Origin of the sequence: Vibrio iocasae, from assembly GCF_042245395.1 — a bacterium.
Lineage (GTDB): Bacteria > Pseudomonadota > Gammaproteobacteria > Enterobacterales > Vibrionaceae > Vibrio > Vibrio iocasae.
This window is the reverse complement of the sequence record NZ_CP145311.1, coordinates 2,751,000-2,766,906: the sequence shown is the minus strand read 5'-3', so window position 1 is coordinate 2,766,906 and position 15,907 is coordinate 2,751,000. Positions and strand designations below refer to the sequence as shown.

The 15,907-nt window shown below is 42.4% G+C and carries 14 protein-coding genes, 1 tRNA gene and 1 pseudogene; 9 read left to right on the top strand and 7 right to left on the bottom strand.

The features are described 5' to 3' along the window. The first annotated feature begins 82 nt into the window (after positions 1-82). Positions 83-1,510, top strand: a complete 1,428-nt coding sequence (gltX, locus tag SNR28_RS22470; protein WP_375751032.1) for a glutamate--tRNA ligase — start codon at positions 83-85, stop codon at positions 1,508-1,510. Between the two features lie 150 nt (positions 1,511-1,660). Here the strand turns inward: gltX and SNR28_RS22465 are convergent, their stop codons facing one another. The 7 genes from SNR28_RS22465 to SNR28_RS22435 form a co-directional block, all read right to left on the bottom strand. Beyond that, positions 1,661-2,167 carry a Fe3+-citrate ABC transporter substrate-binding protein gene (locus SNR28_RS22465; RefSeq protein ID WP_375751030.1) on the bottom strand — a complete coding sequence of 169 codons (507 nt, stop codon included), beginning with the start codon at positions 2,165-2,167 and terminating at the stop codon, positions 1,661-1,663. 103 nt (positions 2,168-2,270) lie between these two features. Then, positions 2,271-2,346 (bottom strand) — tRNA-Arg (locus SNR28_RS22460). Between the two features lie 243 nt (positions 2,347-2,589). Then, positions 2,590-2,865, bottom strand: coding sequence for a BMC domain-containing protein (locus SNR28_RS22455; protein WP_375751029.1), 276 nt, complete (start codon positions 2,863-2,865; stop codon positions 2,590-2,592). A 30-nt stretch (positions 2,866-2,895) separates the two neighbouring features. Next, complete coding sequence (locus tag SNR28_RS22450; protein WP_375751027.1) at positions 2,896-4,353, bottom strand: acetaldehyde dehydrogenase (acetylating); 1,458 nt, start codon at positions 4,351-4,353, stop codon at positions 2,896-2,898. A gap of 145 nt (positions 4,354-4,498) precedes the next feature. Beyond that, a complete protein-coding gene (locus SNR28_RS22445) occupies positions 4,499-5,335 on the bottom strand; it encodes a MerR family transcriptional regulator (RefSeq protein WP_375751026.1) in 837 nt (278 codons plus the stop codon). A 69-nt stretch (positions 5,336-5,404) separates the two neighbouring features. After that, on the bottom strand, positions 5,405-5,671 hold the full coding sequence (locus tag SNR28_RS22440) for a hypothetical protein (RefSeq protein WP_375751024.1): 267 nt from the start codon (positions 5,669-5,671) through the stop codon (positions 5,405-5,407). Further along, positions 5,668-6,765, bottom strand: coding sequence for a hypothetical protein (locus SNR28_RS22435; RefSeq protein WP_375751023.1), 1,098 nt, complete (start codon positions 6,763-6,765; stop codon positions 5,668-5,670). Before SNR28_RS22435 ends, SNR28_RS22440 begins: the two co-directional genes overlap by 4 nt. Positions 6,766-7,355: 590 nt before the next feature. On the opposite strand from SNR28_RS22435, the pseudogene SNR28_RS22430 reads away from it, so the two are divergent. The 8 genes and pseudogenes from SNR28_RS22430 to cutD all read left to right on the top strand — a co-directional run. Then, positions 7,356-7,649, top strand: a pseudogene (locus SNR28_RS22430) (BMC domain-containing protein); the annotation flags it as partial. A 51-nt stretch (positions 7,650-7,700) separates the two neighbouring features. Next, positions 7,701-7,985, top strand: coding sequence for a BMC domain-containing protein (locus SNR28_RS22425; protein WP_375754147.1), 285 nt, complete (start codon positions 7,701-7,703; stop codon positions 7,983-7,985). Positions 7,986-8,394: 409 nt separating this feature from the next. Next, positions 8,395-9,723 (top strand): 4Fe-4S dicluster domain-containing protein, encoded by a 1,329-nt coding sequence (locus SNR28_RS22420; protein WP_375751021.1) that lies wholly within the window; start codon positions 8,395-8,397, stop codon positions 9,721-9,723. A 12-nt stretch (positions 9,724-9,735) separates the two neighbouring features. Then, on the top strand, positions 9,736-10,287 hold the full coding sequence (locus SNR28_RS22415; RefSeq protein WP_375751019.1) for a BMC domain-containing protein: 552 nt from the start codon (positions 9,736-9,738) through the stop codon (positions 10,285-10,287). A 31-nt stretch (positions 10,288-10,318) separates the two neighbouring features. Beyond that, positions 10,319-10,669: a BMC domain-containing protein gene (locus tag SNR28_RS22410; RefSeq protein WP_375751018.1), complete on the top strand. Its 351-nt coding sequence runs from the start codon at positions 10,319-10,321 to the stop codon at positions 10,667-10,669. A gap of 175 nt (positions 10,670-10,844) precedes the next feature. Beyond that, entirely contained in the window at positions 10,845-12,302 is a 1,458-nt protein-coding gene (locus SNR28_RS22405) for an aldehyde dehydrogenase family protein (RefSeq protein ID WP_375751016.1), read from the top strand. Positions 12,303-12,365: 63 nt separating this feature from the next. Continuing rightward, positions 12,366-14,903 (top strand): choline trimethylamine-lyase, encoded by a 2,538-nt coding sequence (gene cutC, locus SNR28_RS22400; protein ID WP_375751014.1) that lies wholly within the window; start codon positions 12,366-12,368, stop codon positions 14,901-14,903. Positions 14,904-14,957: 54 nt separating this feature from the next. Further along, positions 14,958-15,884, top strand: coding sequence for a choline TMA-lyase-activating enzyme (gene cutD / locus SNR28_RS22395; RefSeq protein WP_375751012.1), 927 nt, complete (start codon positions 14,958-14,960; stop codon positions 15,882-15,884). Positions 15,885-15,907: the final 23 nt, after the last annotated feature.

The window sequence follows — 15,907 nt, the reverse complement described above, 5'->3', positions numbered from 1 at the left end:
TTTACCTTAGGGTGGTAAAATACCGCCACTTTTATCCTTATCCCTAGCAGTTTGTCTGCGACAAATATCCAAGGTAATACTAATGACGGTTAAAACTCGTTTTGCTCCAAGCCCAACAGGCTATCTTCACGTAGGTGGTGCACGTACTGCACTATATTCATGGCTTTTCGCTAAACATCAGGGCGGTGAGTTCGTTTTGCGTATCGAAGATACTGACCTGGAACGTAACTCTCAGGAAGCGGTTGACGCGATTCTTGAAGGTATGCAGTGGATGGGTCTTGAGTGGAATGAAGGTCCGTATTTCCAGTCTAAGCGCTTTGATCGTTACAACGAGATGGTTGATAAGCTTCTTTCTGAAGATAAAGCGTACAAGTGTTATGCGTCAAAAGAGCTGCTAGACGAGATTCGTGCTGAGCAGGAAGCCGCAAAAGAGATGCCTCGCTACGATGCAAACCATCCTAAAATTGTTGCGGCTAACGAAGCGGCAAAAGACGGTGACCCTTGCGTAGTTCGTTTCCGTAACCCTAAAGAGGGTAGTGTCGTATTTGAAGATCAAATTCGTGGTCGTATCGAAATTGGTAACGACCAACTTGATGATCTGATCATCCGTCGTACTGACGGTTCTCCAACATACAACTTTGTTGTTGTGGTTGATGACTGGGATATGGGCATTACTCATGTTGTTCGTGGTGAAGACCATATCAACAACACACCTCGTCAGATTAACATCTATGAAGCACTAGGCGCACCAGTACCAACTTTCGCTCACTGTGCAATGATTTTGGGTGATGATGGTGCCAAGCTTTCTAAGCGTCATGGTGCAGTTTCTGTTATGCAGTACCGTGACGAAGGTTACCTGCCAAATGCTTTGAACAACTATCTTGTTCGTCTGGGCTGGTCTCATGGTGATCAGGAAATCTTCTCTCAGGAAGAGATGATCAACCTGTTTAGCCTGGATGCAATCAGCAAATCAGCGTCTGCATTCAATACTGACAAACTGTTATGGTTGAACAACCACTACATCAAAACTTCTGAGCCTGAGTACGTTGCTGAACATCTTCAGTGGCACCTTGATGCGCAGGAAATTAACAAAGAGAACGGCCCTGCGATTACTGAGGTAATCAAGCTGGTGGGTGAACGCTGTAATACGCTTGTTGAACTGGCTCAGCAGTCTCGCTACTTCTATGAAGATTTTTCAGAATTTGAAGCTGGTGCTGCGAAAAAACACCTACGTGGTGTAGCGAAAGGCCCACTAGAGCTTGCTCTTTCTAAAGTAGAAGCTCTGACTGACTGGACAACCGAAAACCTTCACAACGTAATCAAAGAAGTGTGTGAAGAGCTGGAAATCGGTATGGGTAAAATCGGTATGCCTCTGCGTGTCGCTGTAACTGGCGGCGGTCAGTCTCCTTCTGTAGATGCAGTTATGCAGCTAATTGGTCAGGAGCGCGTTGTTGCTCGTATTAAGATGGCACTAGAGTTTATTGCAGAGCGTGAAGCTAACGCTCAGTAAACAGCTATTTACCCAAATGGGTATGGTTCCACAAACCGCTCAAGACATCCTGTGCGCTTAAACAAGGGCATCCTTGCCCTTGTATGTTTGTTCCACCATACCCATTCAGCTAAATCAAACAAGCTCTATTGGGCTTGTTTTTGAATCTGACTACTTCAAATCAATGCTGTTAAGCCTACCCATAAACAACAATATTGGAATGTTGTCCTTGTGAGCTTCTAACAGCGCTCGTTTTGTCATTGAATAGGCAGCAAGCTTTCCGTGTTTTTTGATCGAGCATAGCTTGCTCCGATACTTGTGTTCACCTTCTTCAGTATACTCAATCCATTTCGCTATGTAATAAGGTTCACGGTTGTCTCCTTCCGCGTTCTTCTTTCTCGCTTTATAGATAATCTTAGGTTCGAGATTATGGGGTAGTCTGGTCATCAGGTAAGGGTCTTTAAGCACTTTGGACCAATGTTTGCCCCATAACTCAGCACCAAGGTCGTTGCGCAGTTTGATTGCTTTCTTTAAGGCTTCTTCTTCGCCAAGGCGAACAAATCCCACTGAACGGTGCAAAATGGTATCGTCAGGAGTGTGGATATGAAGTTTGAACGCAGTCTTTCCCTTGGAAATAAAGCGGTGTCCGGTATTAGTTACTAAATTGCTTCGAGCCATACGTCTTACGAAAATGACAAATCTATTAATACTTAATACTAAGACATTCGCAGAAGAAATGGAAAAAAGAAAATAAATTACTGATGAAATGCACTGAGTGAAATGGCGTCCCCACCAGGACTCGAACCTGGATCGATCGCTTAGGAGGCGACTGTTCTATCCAGTTGAACTATGGGGACGCTGGATAGACGAATATTGTATACCAACTCACCTTATCAACCAAGCACTCAGCGGTTAAGTGCTTATAGTTCAAGCAAATATAGGCGTTGGGTGATTATGCTTATTACGCTTTCTAGTGAGTGATTCTAAAGAATTTCAGGTTAAATAAAGAAAAAGAAAGAGGCTCAAGGCCTCCTTCAATTTGATTAGCAAATTCCCTAATAATAGTACTGACACCCTAAGCGCAGCTATTATCAAAAAAATTAAGCTTTAGGCAGAATTGACTCTACTTCGCTGTGTGGGCGAGGGATTACATGAATACTCACAAGTTCGCCTACGTTTTTAGCCGCGATAGCACCAGCATCTGTTGCTGCTTTTACCGCGCCAACATCACCACGAACCATTACAGTAACCAGACCGCTACCAACTTGCTCACGACCAACTAGTTCAACGTTTGCAGCTTTTACCATTGCATCTGCAGCTTCAATCGCGCCAACTAAACCTTTAGTTTCAACCATTCCGAGTGCATTCAAAGACATTTTATTTCTCGCTTATTTAATTAATTGATATTAAGACATTTTTTTAAGTTCGCTAATGATCATTTTAGTGATCATTTCCACATCTACGGACCCTTCTGAAGATGCTACGCTAGTGTCATTATTGGGTGCATTGTTACTATAAGACAGTTCCTCCGTATCATAAGCCACACGTCGAATATCTATCAGGTGTTCTGGGGTGACGTTGTCGGAAGTAGAGCTTCCGCCTACTGCACCACAGCCCAAAGTAAAGGATGGGAAGAGGTTAGTGGATAAGCCAACCGCTCCGTGCGTTGAAGGTGTGTTCACCAACATACGTGAAACCGGCTTTTTCAGGCCAAACGCACAGATAACAGACTCATCCTTCGAATGAATCGCTAAAGAGTGACCAACACCTCCGTTATGAAGCAGCTTAATCGACAGCTCACACGCTTCATTCCAGTCTTCTACTGTGTAGTATCCGATTAATGCGGTCAGCTTTTCTTTCGAGAATGGATAAGCCGGTCCAACACCAGACTCTTCACCGATAAGAAGACGGGTATCCGATGGCACGGTAATGCCAGCTAAATCCGCAATGTACTTCGCGTCTCTGCCCACGATAGCCGGGTTCATTGAACCGTTAGGGCGTTCCATCACTCGTTTTACGCACTCAAGCTCTGCACTTTGAAGGAAGTAACCACCTTGCGCTTTCAGTGTGGCTTTTACCTGAGCGTCAATCACCTTGTCGGTAATAATCGCTTGCTCAGACGCACAGATAGTGCCGTTATCAAAGGTTTTACTTGCCATGATTTTGGTGACAGCGTCATGGATGTCGGCGGTACGTTCGATATAAACCGGCACATTACCCGCGCCCACACCAAGTGCTGGAGTGCCTGAGCTATAAGCCGCTTTCACCATGCCCGGGCCACCGGTTGCCAGAATCAGGTCAACCTTGCGCATTAGCTCGCCACTGCCTTCAATGGTAGGGATAGTCATGACACTCACCATGTCTTCACTGACACCACAAGAACGGAGTGTGTCACGGATAAGTTCAACGGTTTTCCCGATACACTGACTGGCGCTAGGGTGTGGGGTAAATACGATGGCATTGCCTGATTTGAGGGAAATCAGGGATTTGTAAATCGTTGTCGAGGTTGGGTTGGTTGAAGGCACAATGCCTGCGATAACCCCGGTAGGGACAGCGATTTCAATGATTTTCTTAGAGATATCGTTGTTGATAACCCCGATAGTTTTCATATCTTTGATGGCATCGTAGAGTTTTTCACTCGCCAACAAGTTTTTAGTGGTTTTATCTTCTACCTTACCAAACCCGGTTTCCTCAACAGCCAGTTGAGCGAGTTCGTTCGCTTTTTTAGTCGCTGCTTCAGCAATGGCTTTAATAATACTATCTACACGCTCTTGGCTTAGTAGAGCAAATTCATTTTGAGCGGAGCGAGCAGAGTGAACTAAGGCTCTCGCTTCTTGAATTGATAATAGATCTTTATCTACCATTATCTACGCCTCATTAATTATTATGCGTTAAAATAAATGTTCCGTTTAAGACTTATGCTTATTGGGCTTTCATAAGAAGGTTACCCTTTCTCTTAAGAGGAAGGTCAATAATATTCTTCACAGAATGATACGTATGTCAGATTATTTAAGAGGAAACAATTCTTGTCGCTGGAATCATTATTTCAGTTACGTATTTGTCGCTGTCTTTAGTTGTCCAATAATCAATTACATATCGCTCATAGCATTCATCTTCTAACGAATAACCATTTACTTTTGCCCATGATTCAATTTTTTCATAGGTCTCTTTGATAGTTGAGTGGTTACCAATGTGATAACACCTGGCCATAGGCTGGGCACCTATGAAAATAGTTTTTTCTGATGAACATTGTGCCGCTGTCTTTTGTAAAATACAGACTTCCTCTGCGTCACCAGTAATGCGTTCATGATGGGATTTAAATTGCAGTATCACAGGGCCGACAATATTTGTCTCCATCTTTTCGACATATTCTGTAAACTCAATATTAACGACTGAAGCTCGCATGTTTTCATCAAAACTCTGCTTCAAATACAGATATTCATCACCTGAGAAAAACTGTACGGAGACGTCAGTGTTTTGATTTTCTTGAACGCTTTTAGCCTCTAAAATCAAGTTATACCAGTCATTTACAGAGCTGTACCTCATTTCAAGCCCTTTCTGCTCTTCAAAGAGTTCAGACATTTTTCGCTTGAAAACCTCTTGCATGACATTGTCGATATTACAGTCTCGGCAAGAGATGAGTGGGTTCATTTCCTCAAGTGTAAATCCCATCTGTTTATAATATTTTATGATGGGAATAAGAAATAAACTATCGTCAGTATAATAACGATAGTTGTTAGAGTTTAATCGTTTAGGCTTGATTAGGCCGATCTTGTCATAATAACGAAGGGCTTTAGTGGAGATATTACACAATTTGCTTACATCGCTAATTGAATATTTGTTCAAAATAGATTCTCCAAATTGTTAGTTATTATAAAAATCTGAGAGTGTCGTGAGACACTCTCAGATTGTTTCTTAATCAGCGATATAGCGATTTATCGTAGCGGCACCTTCTTCATGTGCTCTAAAATACAAAATCAATTCATTGTCGTCTGACATTGTGCTCCCAGCACTTTCCAGCAAACCGTTAGCCTCTGCTGTCATTAGAGCTTCCAAAATAGAATTTTTCGTAAAAGCTTTAAATGAACCGTATATTGGACTAAGCGTTTCCATTACTTCAATTGTGCTAGCTTTTTCAACAGTGGTGAAATATTTTAATATCGCATAGTTTAATGGTTTCATTTGTTATTATCCTTCTTGAATAAGTCCATTGGGTTCATAGCAATTACGAAAATACCAAATACCATGATTACCGCTGCAATCCACGCGATTGGCGCCATTGTCCAGCCAGCAATGCCAAAGACTATGCCCAGGACTACCCAACAACATAGAGGTCCCCAGAAAGAGAATGTACCGTTACATGCCATGCCCAGAGGTGCGCCACACATAGCGTTACCTTTATACCAGAACATGAACGCGCCATATGCTGCTAGGCCCGCAATAATGAAATACGGCATTGACTGAGAGTCAGATAATGCTTCGAATATCATCGCTGTTCCGCTTTCGCCAGCAATAAGGCCGAATATAGGAACAAGAAGAATTAGGTTAGTTAGCCCTGAAGTAACCTGACGTATTGTGATGCCGATTTCTGGGTCAATCATTGATGTGCCGTAACCCGCGACACAACCTTCAATACCCCAGAATAGAGCTGCAAGGAAGCCAAAGAAGATACCTAACATTACGGTAGGAGACGCATCAGCATCTAGACCCGCAGTGCCGCCAATAAGAACACTAGCAAAGAAGCAAATTGCGATACCTAGCATCATGCGTGCGTTTAGTTCCTGCTTGAAAAGAACTCGAGCTAAAATGGCGCCAATTGCAGGACACAGAGCGCTGATAGGTACAACGATTGATCCAGCCATCTGCAAACCGACAACGTAAGCTGTACTAGCTAGAGGACCACCGATAATAGCGGATGCTATCATTATCGCTCCGGGTTTAGTTCTTATTGAACGAGTAAAGTCGCCTAGACGACCACGCACGCCCGCGATACCCAGAGCCCATATTGCACTGGATGAGTCAGTCAAAGCAGCGCCAATAGCAGCAAGAAGATAAGTTGTTGCAAATATAGAAAGGCCAGACCCTTCTCCGTACCAAACACTCCAGATACCCATAGACATCGCTAGGGTCATGAAGGCGGTATAAAACCCGTATGAGAGCCCTGAAAACAGAGCGGTAGAAATACCTTTTTGACGGAAGTCACGCCGTAGTTTTTTTTCTGCGCTATCGGAATTGGGAACGTTAATAGCACTATCTAACAATGTTGCTTTTTCCATGTGTTAAATGCCCTTTTTTATAGATACGTTATTGGTGTATTAATTTGTGGCTGTAGACATGAACGTCTGAATATTCTCCATAATTTAAGATGTTTTTATTATTAATATAAAACTAGTCGTCAACTTTTTCTTTTGTTGTAATTTAACAAAGTTGTTACTTTATTTTAACAGATAAGCTGTGTCTGACAGTTTCGAAAATACAATATGATGTTTTGGAGCAATCTATAATATTAACAGCTGCGAAGATATACCTATTTTAGAGGATGTTAATTGATAGTTTTTTTGTTTGTGATATTTATCACTATGACTATTGATTGGATGAATAAAAAAGTGATCTTAGTGTTGTAATTAGTTCTTGGAGGTAATTTAATTAATTTTATTGATAATCATTCCTAACTAAAGAGTATTTTAGTGTTTAGTTTTGGTGATGTACTTAATTATAGGTAGTCGTAATTTGAGTAAGTTCAAATTATTTAAATCCCATGTTAGAAACAACATTGACCTTCCCCTTAAGGGGAACATTAGGATGTTGTACTTGGAGCTAACTCATTTAACAAAACAATTAATGATTAAACTGAGGTGTAGTAAAAATGGGAGAATTCATTCGATATCAGGGCGAAGAAGCTTTAGGTCTCATTGAGACATTGGGAATGGTTCCTGCTATCTACGGTGCAGATGCCATGCTCAAAGCAGCAAATGTAAAGCTTGTCGCTTATGAAAATATCGGCTCAACACTGGTTGCCATTATGGTTAAAGGTGATGTGGCTGCTGTGACGTCGTCAGTAGATGCGGGTGCAGAAGCTGCAAAAAGTATTGGAGAATTAACTGCTTATAACTCTATGCCTCGTCCAATACACGCTATTGGAGATATTGTTTCTGTTCATGGTTTACCTGTAGAGGGGCCACAAGATGAATCAGGTGACAGCCCTGTTGCTATGGGATTCATAGAGACATTTGGCATTGTTTATATTTTGGAAGCAGCAGACGCAATGATTAAAGCAGCAGGTGTCGAGCTTGTTGGATATGAAAACGTTGCTTCTGGTTATATTTCAGTTCTTGTAAAAGGTGATGTTTCAGCTTGTATAGCTGCTGTAGAAGCTGGGGTTAATGCCGTTGAAAATATGGGAGCGAAAGTATATAGCTCCGTTGTAATTCCATCTCCACATCCAGACTTATTAAAAATAACGCAGATATACGATATAGATAAATTATTGCCTTAATCAGATAAATTATTTCCTTAATCTGATAAATATAAATACACAAAGACAATAAATTACATTATGTGAATAAAATGTTATTTATAAGTTTCATTTGTCTGTTATTGAAAACCTTGGTTTGAATTGTTGTTGGAGATAATTCTCTATCGGTAATATCAAGTGCTTAAAATTATCTTAGAATGGTATTAAATATAAGAGTAACTTAGGTATTTATCAGAAGCTGACCGCAATTCATTAAGAAATATTTTCCAAAAAATATCGGAAGAAGGGCCTTTTAAACCAGTTCGCGAATTAAATACAACGTCAGTTGGCATTGCAATTCCTTTTGGTCAGCTACTTAGTGCATCTGCAAGGGGTAGTTACCTCCACATCAACAGTTATAGGTACTACTCAAGTATTGAGAGAAATGGGCATGATTAAAGAAGAAGTAATTAAAATTATAAAAAATGCTGGCATTGTTGGCGGTGGCGGTGCTGGGTTACCCACTCATATAAAGGCTGATACTAAGGTTGATACGATTTTAGTAAACGGCGCTTCTTGTGAACCACTTCTTATGAGTGACCCTTACCTGATAGAAACTGCAGGAAAAGAGATGCTACAAGGCGTTGTCACTATGATGAAAGCCACTGAAGCGAGTCGTGGCGTTGTATGCTTGAAAGCAAAGCATAAGGCTGCGTTGAAATCTTTAAGAACAGTTGTTGAAGAGTTTGGTGACTCGCGGATTGAAATATTCGAGCTAGAGAACTTTTACCCTATAGGCGACGAACACGTATTAGTTCATGAAGTTTTGGGTAGAACAATTCCTCAAGGGGGGTTACCACTTCATGTCGGTGCTGTCGTTAGCAATGTAGAGACCTTCTACAACATTGGTTTAGCACTGAACAATATACCTGTCACTGATCGTTACCTTACCGTCTTTGGTGCGGTTAAAACACCTATGGTCGTTCGTGCATCTGTAGGTACAACTGCAGCAGAAGTTATCGAATATGCCGGTGGGGCGACTATCGATGATTATGTCGTCGTTGATGGCGGCCCAATGATGGGACGAGTGCTGGCAGATGTAAACAGTCCGATCACTAAAACCACCAGTGGTATTTTGGTACTTCCTCCGGAGCATACGGTTGTGGCCAGGAAAATCATGCCTGAACGACAGGTGAGTAAATTGACCACTTCCATGTGTTGCCAATGCACATTATGTACTGAACTTTGCCCACGTTTCTTATTAGGTCACGACATACAACCGCATAAACTGACGAGAATTGGGGCAGAAGATGTTCTGGACAACAAAGAAGCACATAAAGCATTGCTTTGTTCAGAGTGTGGTGTGTGTGAAAAGTTTGCTTGCCCTATGGGGCTTTCACCACGTGAGCTAAATGCACAAATCAAAATGAAATTAAGAGAAGGTGGTATTCGTTTAGAGACCACGGGAGAACCACAAGAAGCTCACACATTCAGAGAAAGTCGTCGAATCCCAACGCAACGTCTTATTCAGCGGCTTGATCTCGCCAAGTACGATGTAAGCACATCTTTTGGAGGGGAGATCGTTCCAGATCAGGTTTCTATTCCTTTATCTCAACACATTGGAGCTCCTGCGAGCTGCATCGTTAATGTTGGCGATTGCGTAGAAAAGGGACAGTGCATCGGAGAGATCCCTAAAGGCAGTATGAGTGCAAGAATACATTCGAGCATCTCTGGTGTTGTTTCGTCCATCTCAAATAATGTAATAACAATTAGAAAGTAATAGGTGAAGTTTATGCAATTGCAAACTATCGGTTGTGTTGAATTAAATAGTGTGGCGGTGGGCATCCAGGTAGCCGACGCTATGATTAAAGCGGCTGATGTAAATTTAGTTATGGCCAAAACAACCTGTCCTGGTCGTTATTTGATTGTTATTGCTGGAGATACAGCTGCAGTGACAAGTAGTGTGGAATCAGGCTGCATGATTGGTTCTGCTATGGTTGTCGATAGCTTCACCATTCCCCGGATACATCATTCAGTGGCATCTGCGCTTCAAGGTATTCCTGAAGCAAATGATATGGCAGCTCTTGGTGTTATCGAAGTTTATACCTGTGCAGGATGTATCTTAGCGGCTGATGCAGCGGCTAAATCTGCGAATGTTGAAGTCTTAGATATCCGTTTTGCTGCAGGGTTAGCTGGTAAGGCGTTTGTTATTTTGTCAGGTGACGTCTCTTCAGTTCAGGCAGCCGTAGAGGCGGGTGTTGCTGGTGTTGGTGAGTCGGGGCCAGTATTGAGTCATGTCGTCATACCGTCTCCAAGCCAGGATCTTCACAAGTATATTGTTTAATAACTTCTGATCTTCAGAAAGGTATATCTTCATGCATGAAGAAGTGAAACAACGAATTATTCAGGAACATGTGCCCGGTAAGCAAATTACTCTGGCACATGTTATTTCAAATCCTCAACCTGAACTTTTCAATGTGCTAGAACTTGACAAAGAAAAATGGAATGCTATCGGAATTCTGAATATTACTCCATGTGAAGGTGTCATTATTGCAGCTGATGTCGCAACTAAGACTGCAGCGGTAAATATTGGTTTTTTAGAACGCTCAGATGGCTCTCTTATGATTACGGGAGATGTTTCTAGTGTGGAAACAGCTATTCAAGAAGTGATCGATTATTTTACTGAAAAGTTAAATTATGATTGTGTTTCTATGACGCAAATGTAAGTTAAATTGATATTTATAAATACACCAAATAAAAAATATAAATAGACCTGTTTTACTTAACATTTTTCTCTATTGAGTAGGGGGAATATATTGACCTTCCCCTAAAGAGAAAAGATAGGCTGTTATTTAAAACAAGAATAAAACAAAGCAAATCTGCAATTAGGCGGTGCTCATAATGATAATGGATAAGGATTTAGTTTCCATTCAAGAATCACGTGTTCTTATGGAAAATGCAGCGAGTGCTCAACAAGAGTTAGCGCTATTTTCTCAGGAAAAACTTGATGCCATTGTCGAGGCTATGGTTGCCAGTGTTTCAAAACAAGTTGAAAACTTGGCGAAGCTTTCTGTCGAAGAGACCGGTTATGGGCGCTGGCAAGATAAAGTCAAAAAAAACCAGTTCGTAACCCAGCAAGTTATCGCTCATTTACGCACGTTAAAATGTGTTGGTGTTATCGCTAAAGACGAAGAACAACGCACACTGGATATCGGTGTACCTTTTGGTGTGTTAGTTGGGTTATCTCCGGTTACCAGCCCTGTATCTACGACAATATATAAAACGCTTATTGCAATAAAATCTGGCAATAGCATTGTTTTTTCCCCTCATCCGAACGCTGCCAAATGTATCAAAGCCACACTTGATTGCATGATAGAGGCTGCGGAAAAAAGTGGCCTGCCTAAAGGGGCTATTGCCTATATAGACACGGTGACGAAAGAGGGAACCAGAGAGTTATTGAACCACCCAGAGACCGCGCTAATCTTGCTTTCGGGTGTGCCTGGTATGGCTGAGTTAGGACGCTGTTCAGGAAAGCCAGTTATATACAGCGGAACAGGAAACGGACCAGCTTTCATCGAGCGAACAGCCGATATTCCTCAAGCTGTTCAAGACATTGTTTCTAGCAAAGTATTTGATAACGGTATATCGCCTTCTGCAGAGCACTCAATTATCGTCGATGCTTGCATCGAGCCTCAATTGCGCTCACTTATGCAAGAGCAAGGCGCTTATTTCATGACAGAGGAAGAGTCTCATACACTGGCTGAACTTCTATTTGCAGAATGCGGAAAACACAGGTTAGGAATGGTTGGTGTGTCAGCAAAACAGTTGGCTAACCGAGCTAATTTTTCTGTTCCTGATAATGTTCGTCTTTTAGTTGCAGAGCGCAAATATGTCACCAAGAACGACCCATATTCTAGAGAACTATTAGCGCCAGTACTTGCTTATTATGTTGAAGATGATTGGATGCACGCATGTGAAAAATGTATCGAATTACTACTTCATGAGCGTAACGCCCATACCTTAACTATTCATTCTAATGACGAAGAAGTTATTTCACTTTTCGCTTTAAGAAAGCCGGTAGGAAGATTATTGGTTAATACTCCAGCCTCTTTTGGCGGGATTGGATTAACGACTAACTTGACGCCTTCAGTATCTCTTGCAAATAGAACTTATGGACAAGGTATGACGGCGGATAATATATCCCCATCGAACCTGATATATATAAGAAAGGTTGGCTATGGAGTGAGGGAAGTCAATAAATTTAATGAACAAGAACCAAAGCCTCAATATGAGGATAGTTCTATTGATGCTGTCCAGAAAGTAATTCAGGAAGCACTTAGAGCGATACAGAATAGTTAAAAATATAAAAACATAGATTAAACATTAACGTTAAACAATAACCTGGAATAAAGGTGAAAGATTATGAATCTTGCGGATTTTGCAAATAAACTTGAAGAAGCAGCAAAAAATTTATCAGAAGCCGATCGCAATTCGCTAAAGCAAATTTTCCAAAATGTATCTGAAGAAGTGTTTTCTCACCCCGCTTCTGAGTCAAAAGTAATGCCGGCCGGTACAACAATTCCAGATGGCCCGACAGAACGACATGTAAAACTAAAAGAAAAATTCTTAACACACGTTCCGTCTATCAGTATCGATCGTGCTCGTATTATTACTCAGGTTTATAAAGAAAATGTGGGTATGCCTCCGGCTCTTTTACGTAGTAAGAGCTTCCTTCGTAACTGTGAAACCGCACCGCTGGTTATTCAGGATAACGAATTGATTGTTGGTGCCCCATGTGGTGCCCCTCGTACGGGTTCTTTCTCTCCAGATGTTTCCTGGCGTTGGCTGCGTGATGAACTGGAAACAATAGGTACACGCCCACAAGACCCATTCCATATCTCTGACGGTGATAAAAAAGAGTTGCTTGAAAGCATTTTCCCATACTGGGAAGAGCGCTCAGTAGAAGAGCACTGCGAAGGCCTATACCGCGAAGCAGGGCTGTGGGAGCTTTCAGGCGAGTCTTATGTCTCTGACTGTTCTTATCACGCAACCAGTGGTGGTGGTGACTCTAACCCTGGCTATGACGTAATTGTCATGAAAAAAGGCATGCTAGATATCCAACGTGAAGCACAAGAGAAGTTGGATGCGCTCGACTACCAAAACCCGGATGACGTAGAAAAAATTTACTTCTACAAGTCGGTGATTGAGACGGCAGAAGGTGTGATGGTGTATGCCAAGCGTATGTCTGAATATGCTGCTCAACTGGCTGCAAACGAGACGGACCCACGTCGTAAACAAGAGTTACAAAGAATTTCTGAAGTAAATGCTAGGGTTCCGGCTCATCGTCCGGAAACTTTCTGGGAAGCTATCCAGGCGGTATGGACAATCGAGTCTCTTCTTGTTGTAGAGGAAAACCAAACAGGTATGTCCATTGGTCGTGTTGACCAATATATGTATGACTTGTTTATGGCTGACATTAAGTCAGGGCGAATGAACGAATATGAAGCATTCGATCTGGCTGGATGTATGTTGGTTAAGATGTCCGAAATGATGTGGTTAACCAGTGAAGGTCAGTCGAAGTTTTTCGCCGGCTATCAACCATTCGTAAATATGTGTGTAGGTGGGGTTACTCGTGAAGGTCGCGATGCAACCAACGAACTGACTTACCTTCTTATGGATGCGGTACGTCATGTTCGTATCTACCAGCCAACACTTGCAACCCGTGTTAACAACAAGTCACCTCAAAAATATCTACGCAAGATTGTAGACGTGATTCGTTCAGGTATGGGTTTCCCAGCTGTACACTTCGATGATTCTCACATCAAGATGATGCTGGCGAAAGGCGTCTCAATGGAAGATGCACGTGACTACTGTTTGATGGGATGTGTGGAACCACAGAAATCTGGTCGCCTTTATCAGTGGACTTCAACAGGTTACACCCAATGGCCAATCTGTATCGAACTAGCGCTTAATGGCGGTGTGCCTCTTTGGTATGGCAAAAAGGTTTGTCCGGACCTAGGCCCACTAAGCCAGTATGACACTTACGAGAAGTTTGATGCGGCAGTAAAAGAGCAGATCAAGTACATCACCAAGTGGACCAGTGTTGCGACTGTGATCTCGCAAAAAGTTCACAGGGATCACGCACCTAAGCCACTTATGTCAATGCTGTATGAAGGCACAATGGAATCGGGCCGTGACGTGTCTGCCGGTGGTGCTATGTATAACTTCGGCCCAGGTGTTGTGTGGAGTGGTCTTGCAACTTACGTCGACTCTATGGCTGCGATCAAGAAGCTGGTATTTGATGACAAGAAATACACTTTAGAGCAATTGAATGAAGCTCTGAAAGCAGATTTTGTTGGTTACGAGCAGATTAAAGCGGATTGTCTGGCGGCACCAAAGTATGGCAACGATGACGATTATGCAGATGACATCGCCACCGATCTTGTGTACTTCACTGAGACAGAGCACCGCAAATTTAAGACGCTTTACTCCGTGTTGAGTCATGGAACGCTTTCTATTTCAAATAACACACCATTTGGTCAGCTACTTGGCGCGTCTGCGAATGGTCGTGAAGCCTGGTCGCCACTTTCTGATGGGATCAGCCCAACTCAAGGTGCGGATTACAAGGGACCAACAGCCATCATTAAGTCTGTTTCCAAGATGGATAATGACTTTATGAACATCGGAATGGTTCACAACTTCAAGCTAATGTCAGGCCTGCTCGATACGCGTGAAGGTGAGGATGGAATCATCACTCTGATTCGTACAGCAAGCATGCTAGGTAACGGTGAGATGCAGTTTAACTATCTGGACAATGAAGTGCTGCTGGAAGCGCAGAAGAATCCTGAGAAATACCGTGATTTAGTGGTACGCGTAGCTGGCTACAGTGCTTTCTTCGTAGAGCTGTGTAAAGACGTTCAAGACGAAATCATCAGTCGTACAGTACTTAAAGACTTTTGAACCACTGATGCTCCTGCCGCAAAGGCAGGAGCTTTTTTAGGAAGTTGTAGCTCCATGATAGAAAGAAAAGCACGCATCTTTAATATTCAAAAATACAATATGTATGATGGTCCCGGCATACGCACGCTCATCTTTTTCAAAGGTTGCCCTCTGCGCTGCGAATGGTGTTCCAACCCGGAAAGTCAAAAATACCATCATCAAATTTTATATAAAGATGAATTGTGTACGCAGTGTCGTATGTGTGTAGAGGTGTGTCCGACAGACACCCACTATCTTGACCCTGTCACCTTTGAACACAAAGTATCTGATGCCAACTGTACCGGATGCGGTCTGTGTGTCGACGCTTGCCCTACGAATGCCTTAGCTCTGATTGGTGAAGATAAAAGCATCACTGAGCTACTGGATATCATCGAAGAAGACAGACATTTCTATCATACAGGTGGCGGTGTCACTCTTGGTGGTGGAGAGGTTTTAGCTCAGCCGGAAGCCGCGATTAATTTGCTCGCTACGTGTAAATACTCAGGTATCAATACCGCTATTGAGACGTGTGGATACGCAAAGAGGGAAGTGATCGAGAAAGTGGCAGAGCATACGGATCTGTTTCTTTACGACATCAAGCACATGGTCTCCGAAGAGCATTATCGTTATACCGGCGTTCACAATGAGTTGATTTTGGATAACTTGAAGTGGCTTTTGGACAACAAGCAAAACGTAAAGATTCGATTCCCACTCATTAAGGGCGTTAATGATAGCGAAGAAAACTTACGCTTATTAGTAGAGCTTTTATCGCCTTATAAAGATTTTAAGAATTTCCAGGGAGTCGATTTATTGCCGTATCACAAAATGGGCGTGCACAAATATGCTCAGTTGGGCCGGAAATACGCCTTCGATGACTATTCCAGATTAACTCAAGAAGAGTTAGTAAAAGTAGAGCGCTATTTGCAACAGAGTGCTATCCCTGTGTCGATTATCGCGCACTAATGACTAAGTAAGCCTGAAAGGAA

Coding starts and splice junctions, on each gene's coding strand:
- gltX (WP_375751032.1), top strand. CDS start 83: ATGACGGTTAAAACTCGTTTTGCTCCAAGCCCAACAGGCTATCTTCAC.
- SNR28_RS22465 (WP_375751030.1), bottom strand. CDS start 2,167: ATGGCTCGAAGCAATTTAGTAACTAATACCGGACACCGCTTTATTTCC.
- SNR28_RS22455 (WP_375751029.1), bottom strand. CDS start 2,865: ATGTCTTTGAATGCACTCGGAATGGTTGAAACTAAAGGTTTAGTTGGC.
- SNR28_RS22450 (WP_375751027.1), bottom strand. CDS start 4,353: ATGGTAGATAAAGATCTATTATCAATTCAAGAAGCGAGAGCCTTAGTT.
- SNR28_RS22440 (WP_375751024.1), bottom strand. CDS start 5,671: ATGAAACCATTAAACTATGCGATATTAAAATATTTCACCACTGTTGAA.
- SNR28_RS22435 (WP_375751023.1), bottom strand. CDS start 6,765: ATGGAAAAAGCAACATTGTTAGATAGTGCTATTAACGTTCCCAATTCC.
- SNR28_RS22425 (WP_375754147.1), top strand. CDS start 7,701: ATGGGATTCATAGAGACATTTGGCATTGTTTATATTTTGGAAGCAGCA.
- SNR28_RS22420 (WP_375751021.1), top strand. CDS start 8,395: ATGATTAAAGAAGAAGTAATTAAAATTATAAAAAATGCTGGCATTGTT.
- SNR28_RS22415 (WP_375751019.1), top strand. CDS start 9,736: ATGCAATTGCAAACTATCGGTTGTGTTGAATTAAATAGTGTGGCGGTG.
- SNR28_RS22410 (WP_375751018.1), top strand. CDS start 10,319: ATGCATGAAGAAGTGAAACAACGAATTATTCAGGAACATGTGCCCGGT.
- SNR28_RS22405 (WP_375751016.1), top strand. CDS start 10,845: ATGATAATGGATAAGGATTTAGTTTCCATTCAAGAATCACGTGTTCTT.
- cutC (WP_375751014.1), top strand. CDS start 12,366: ATGAATCTTGCGGATTTTGCAAATAAACTTGAAGAAGCAGCAAAAAAT.
- cutD (WP_375751012.1), top strand. CDS start 14,958: ATGATAGAAAGAAAAGCACGCATCTTTAATATTCAAAAATACAATATG.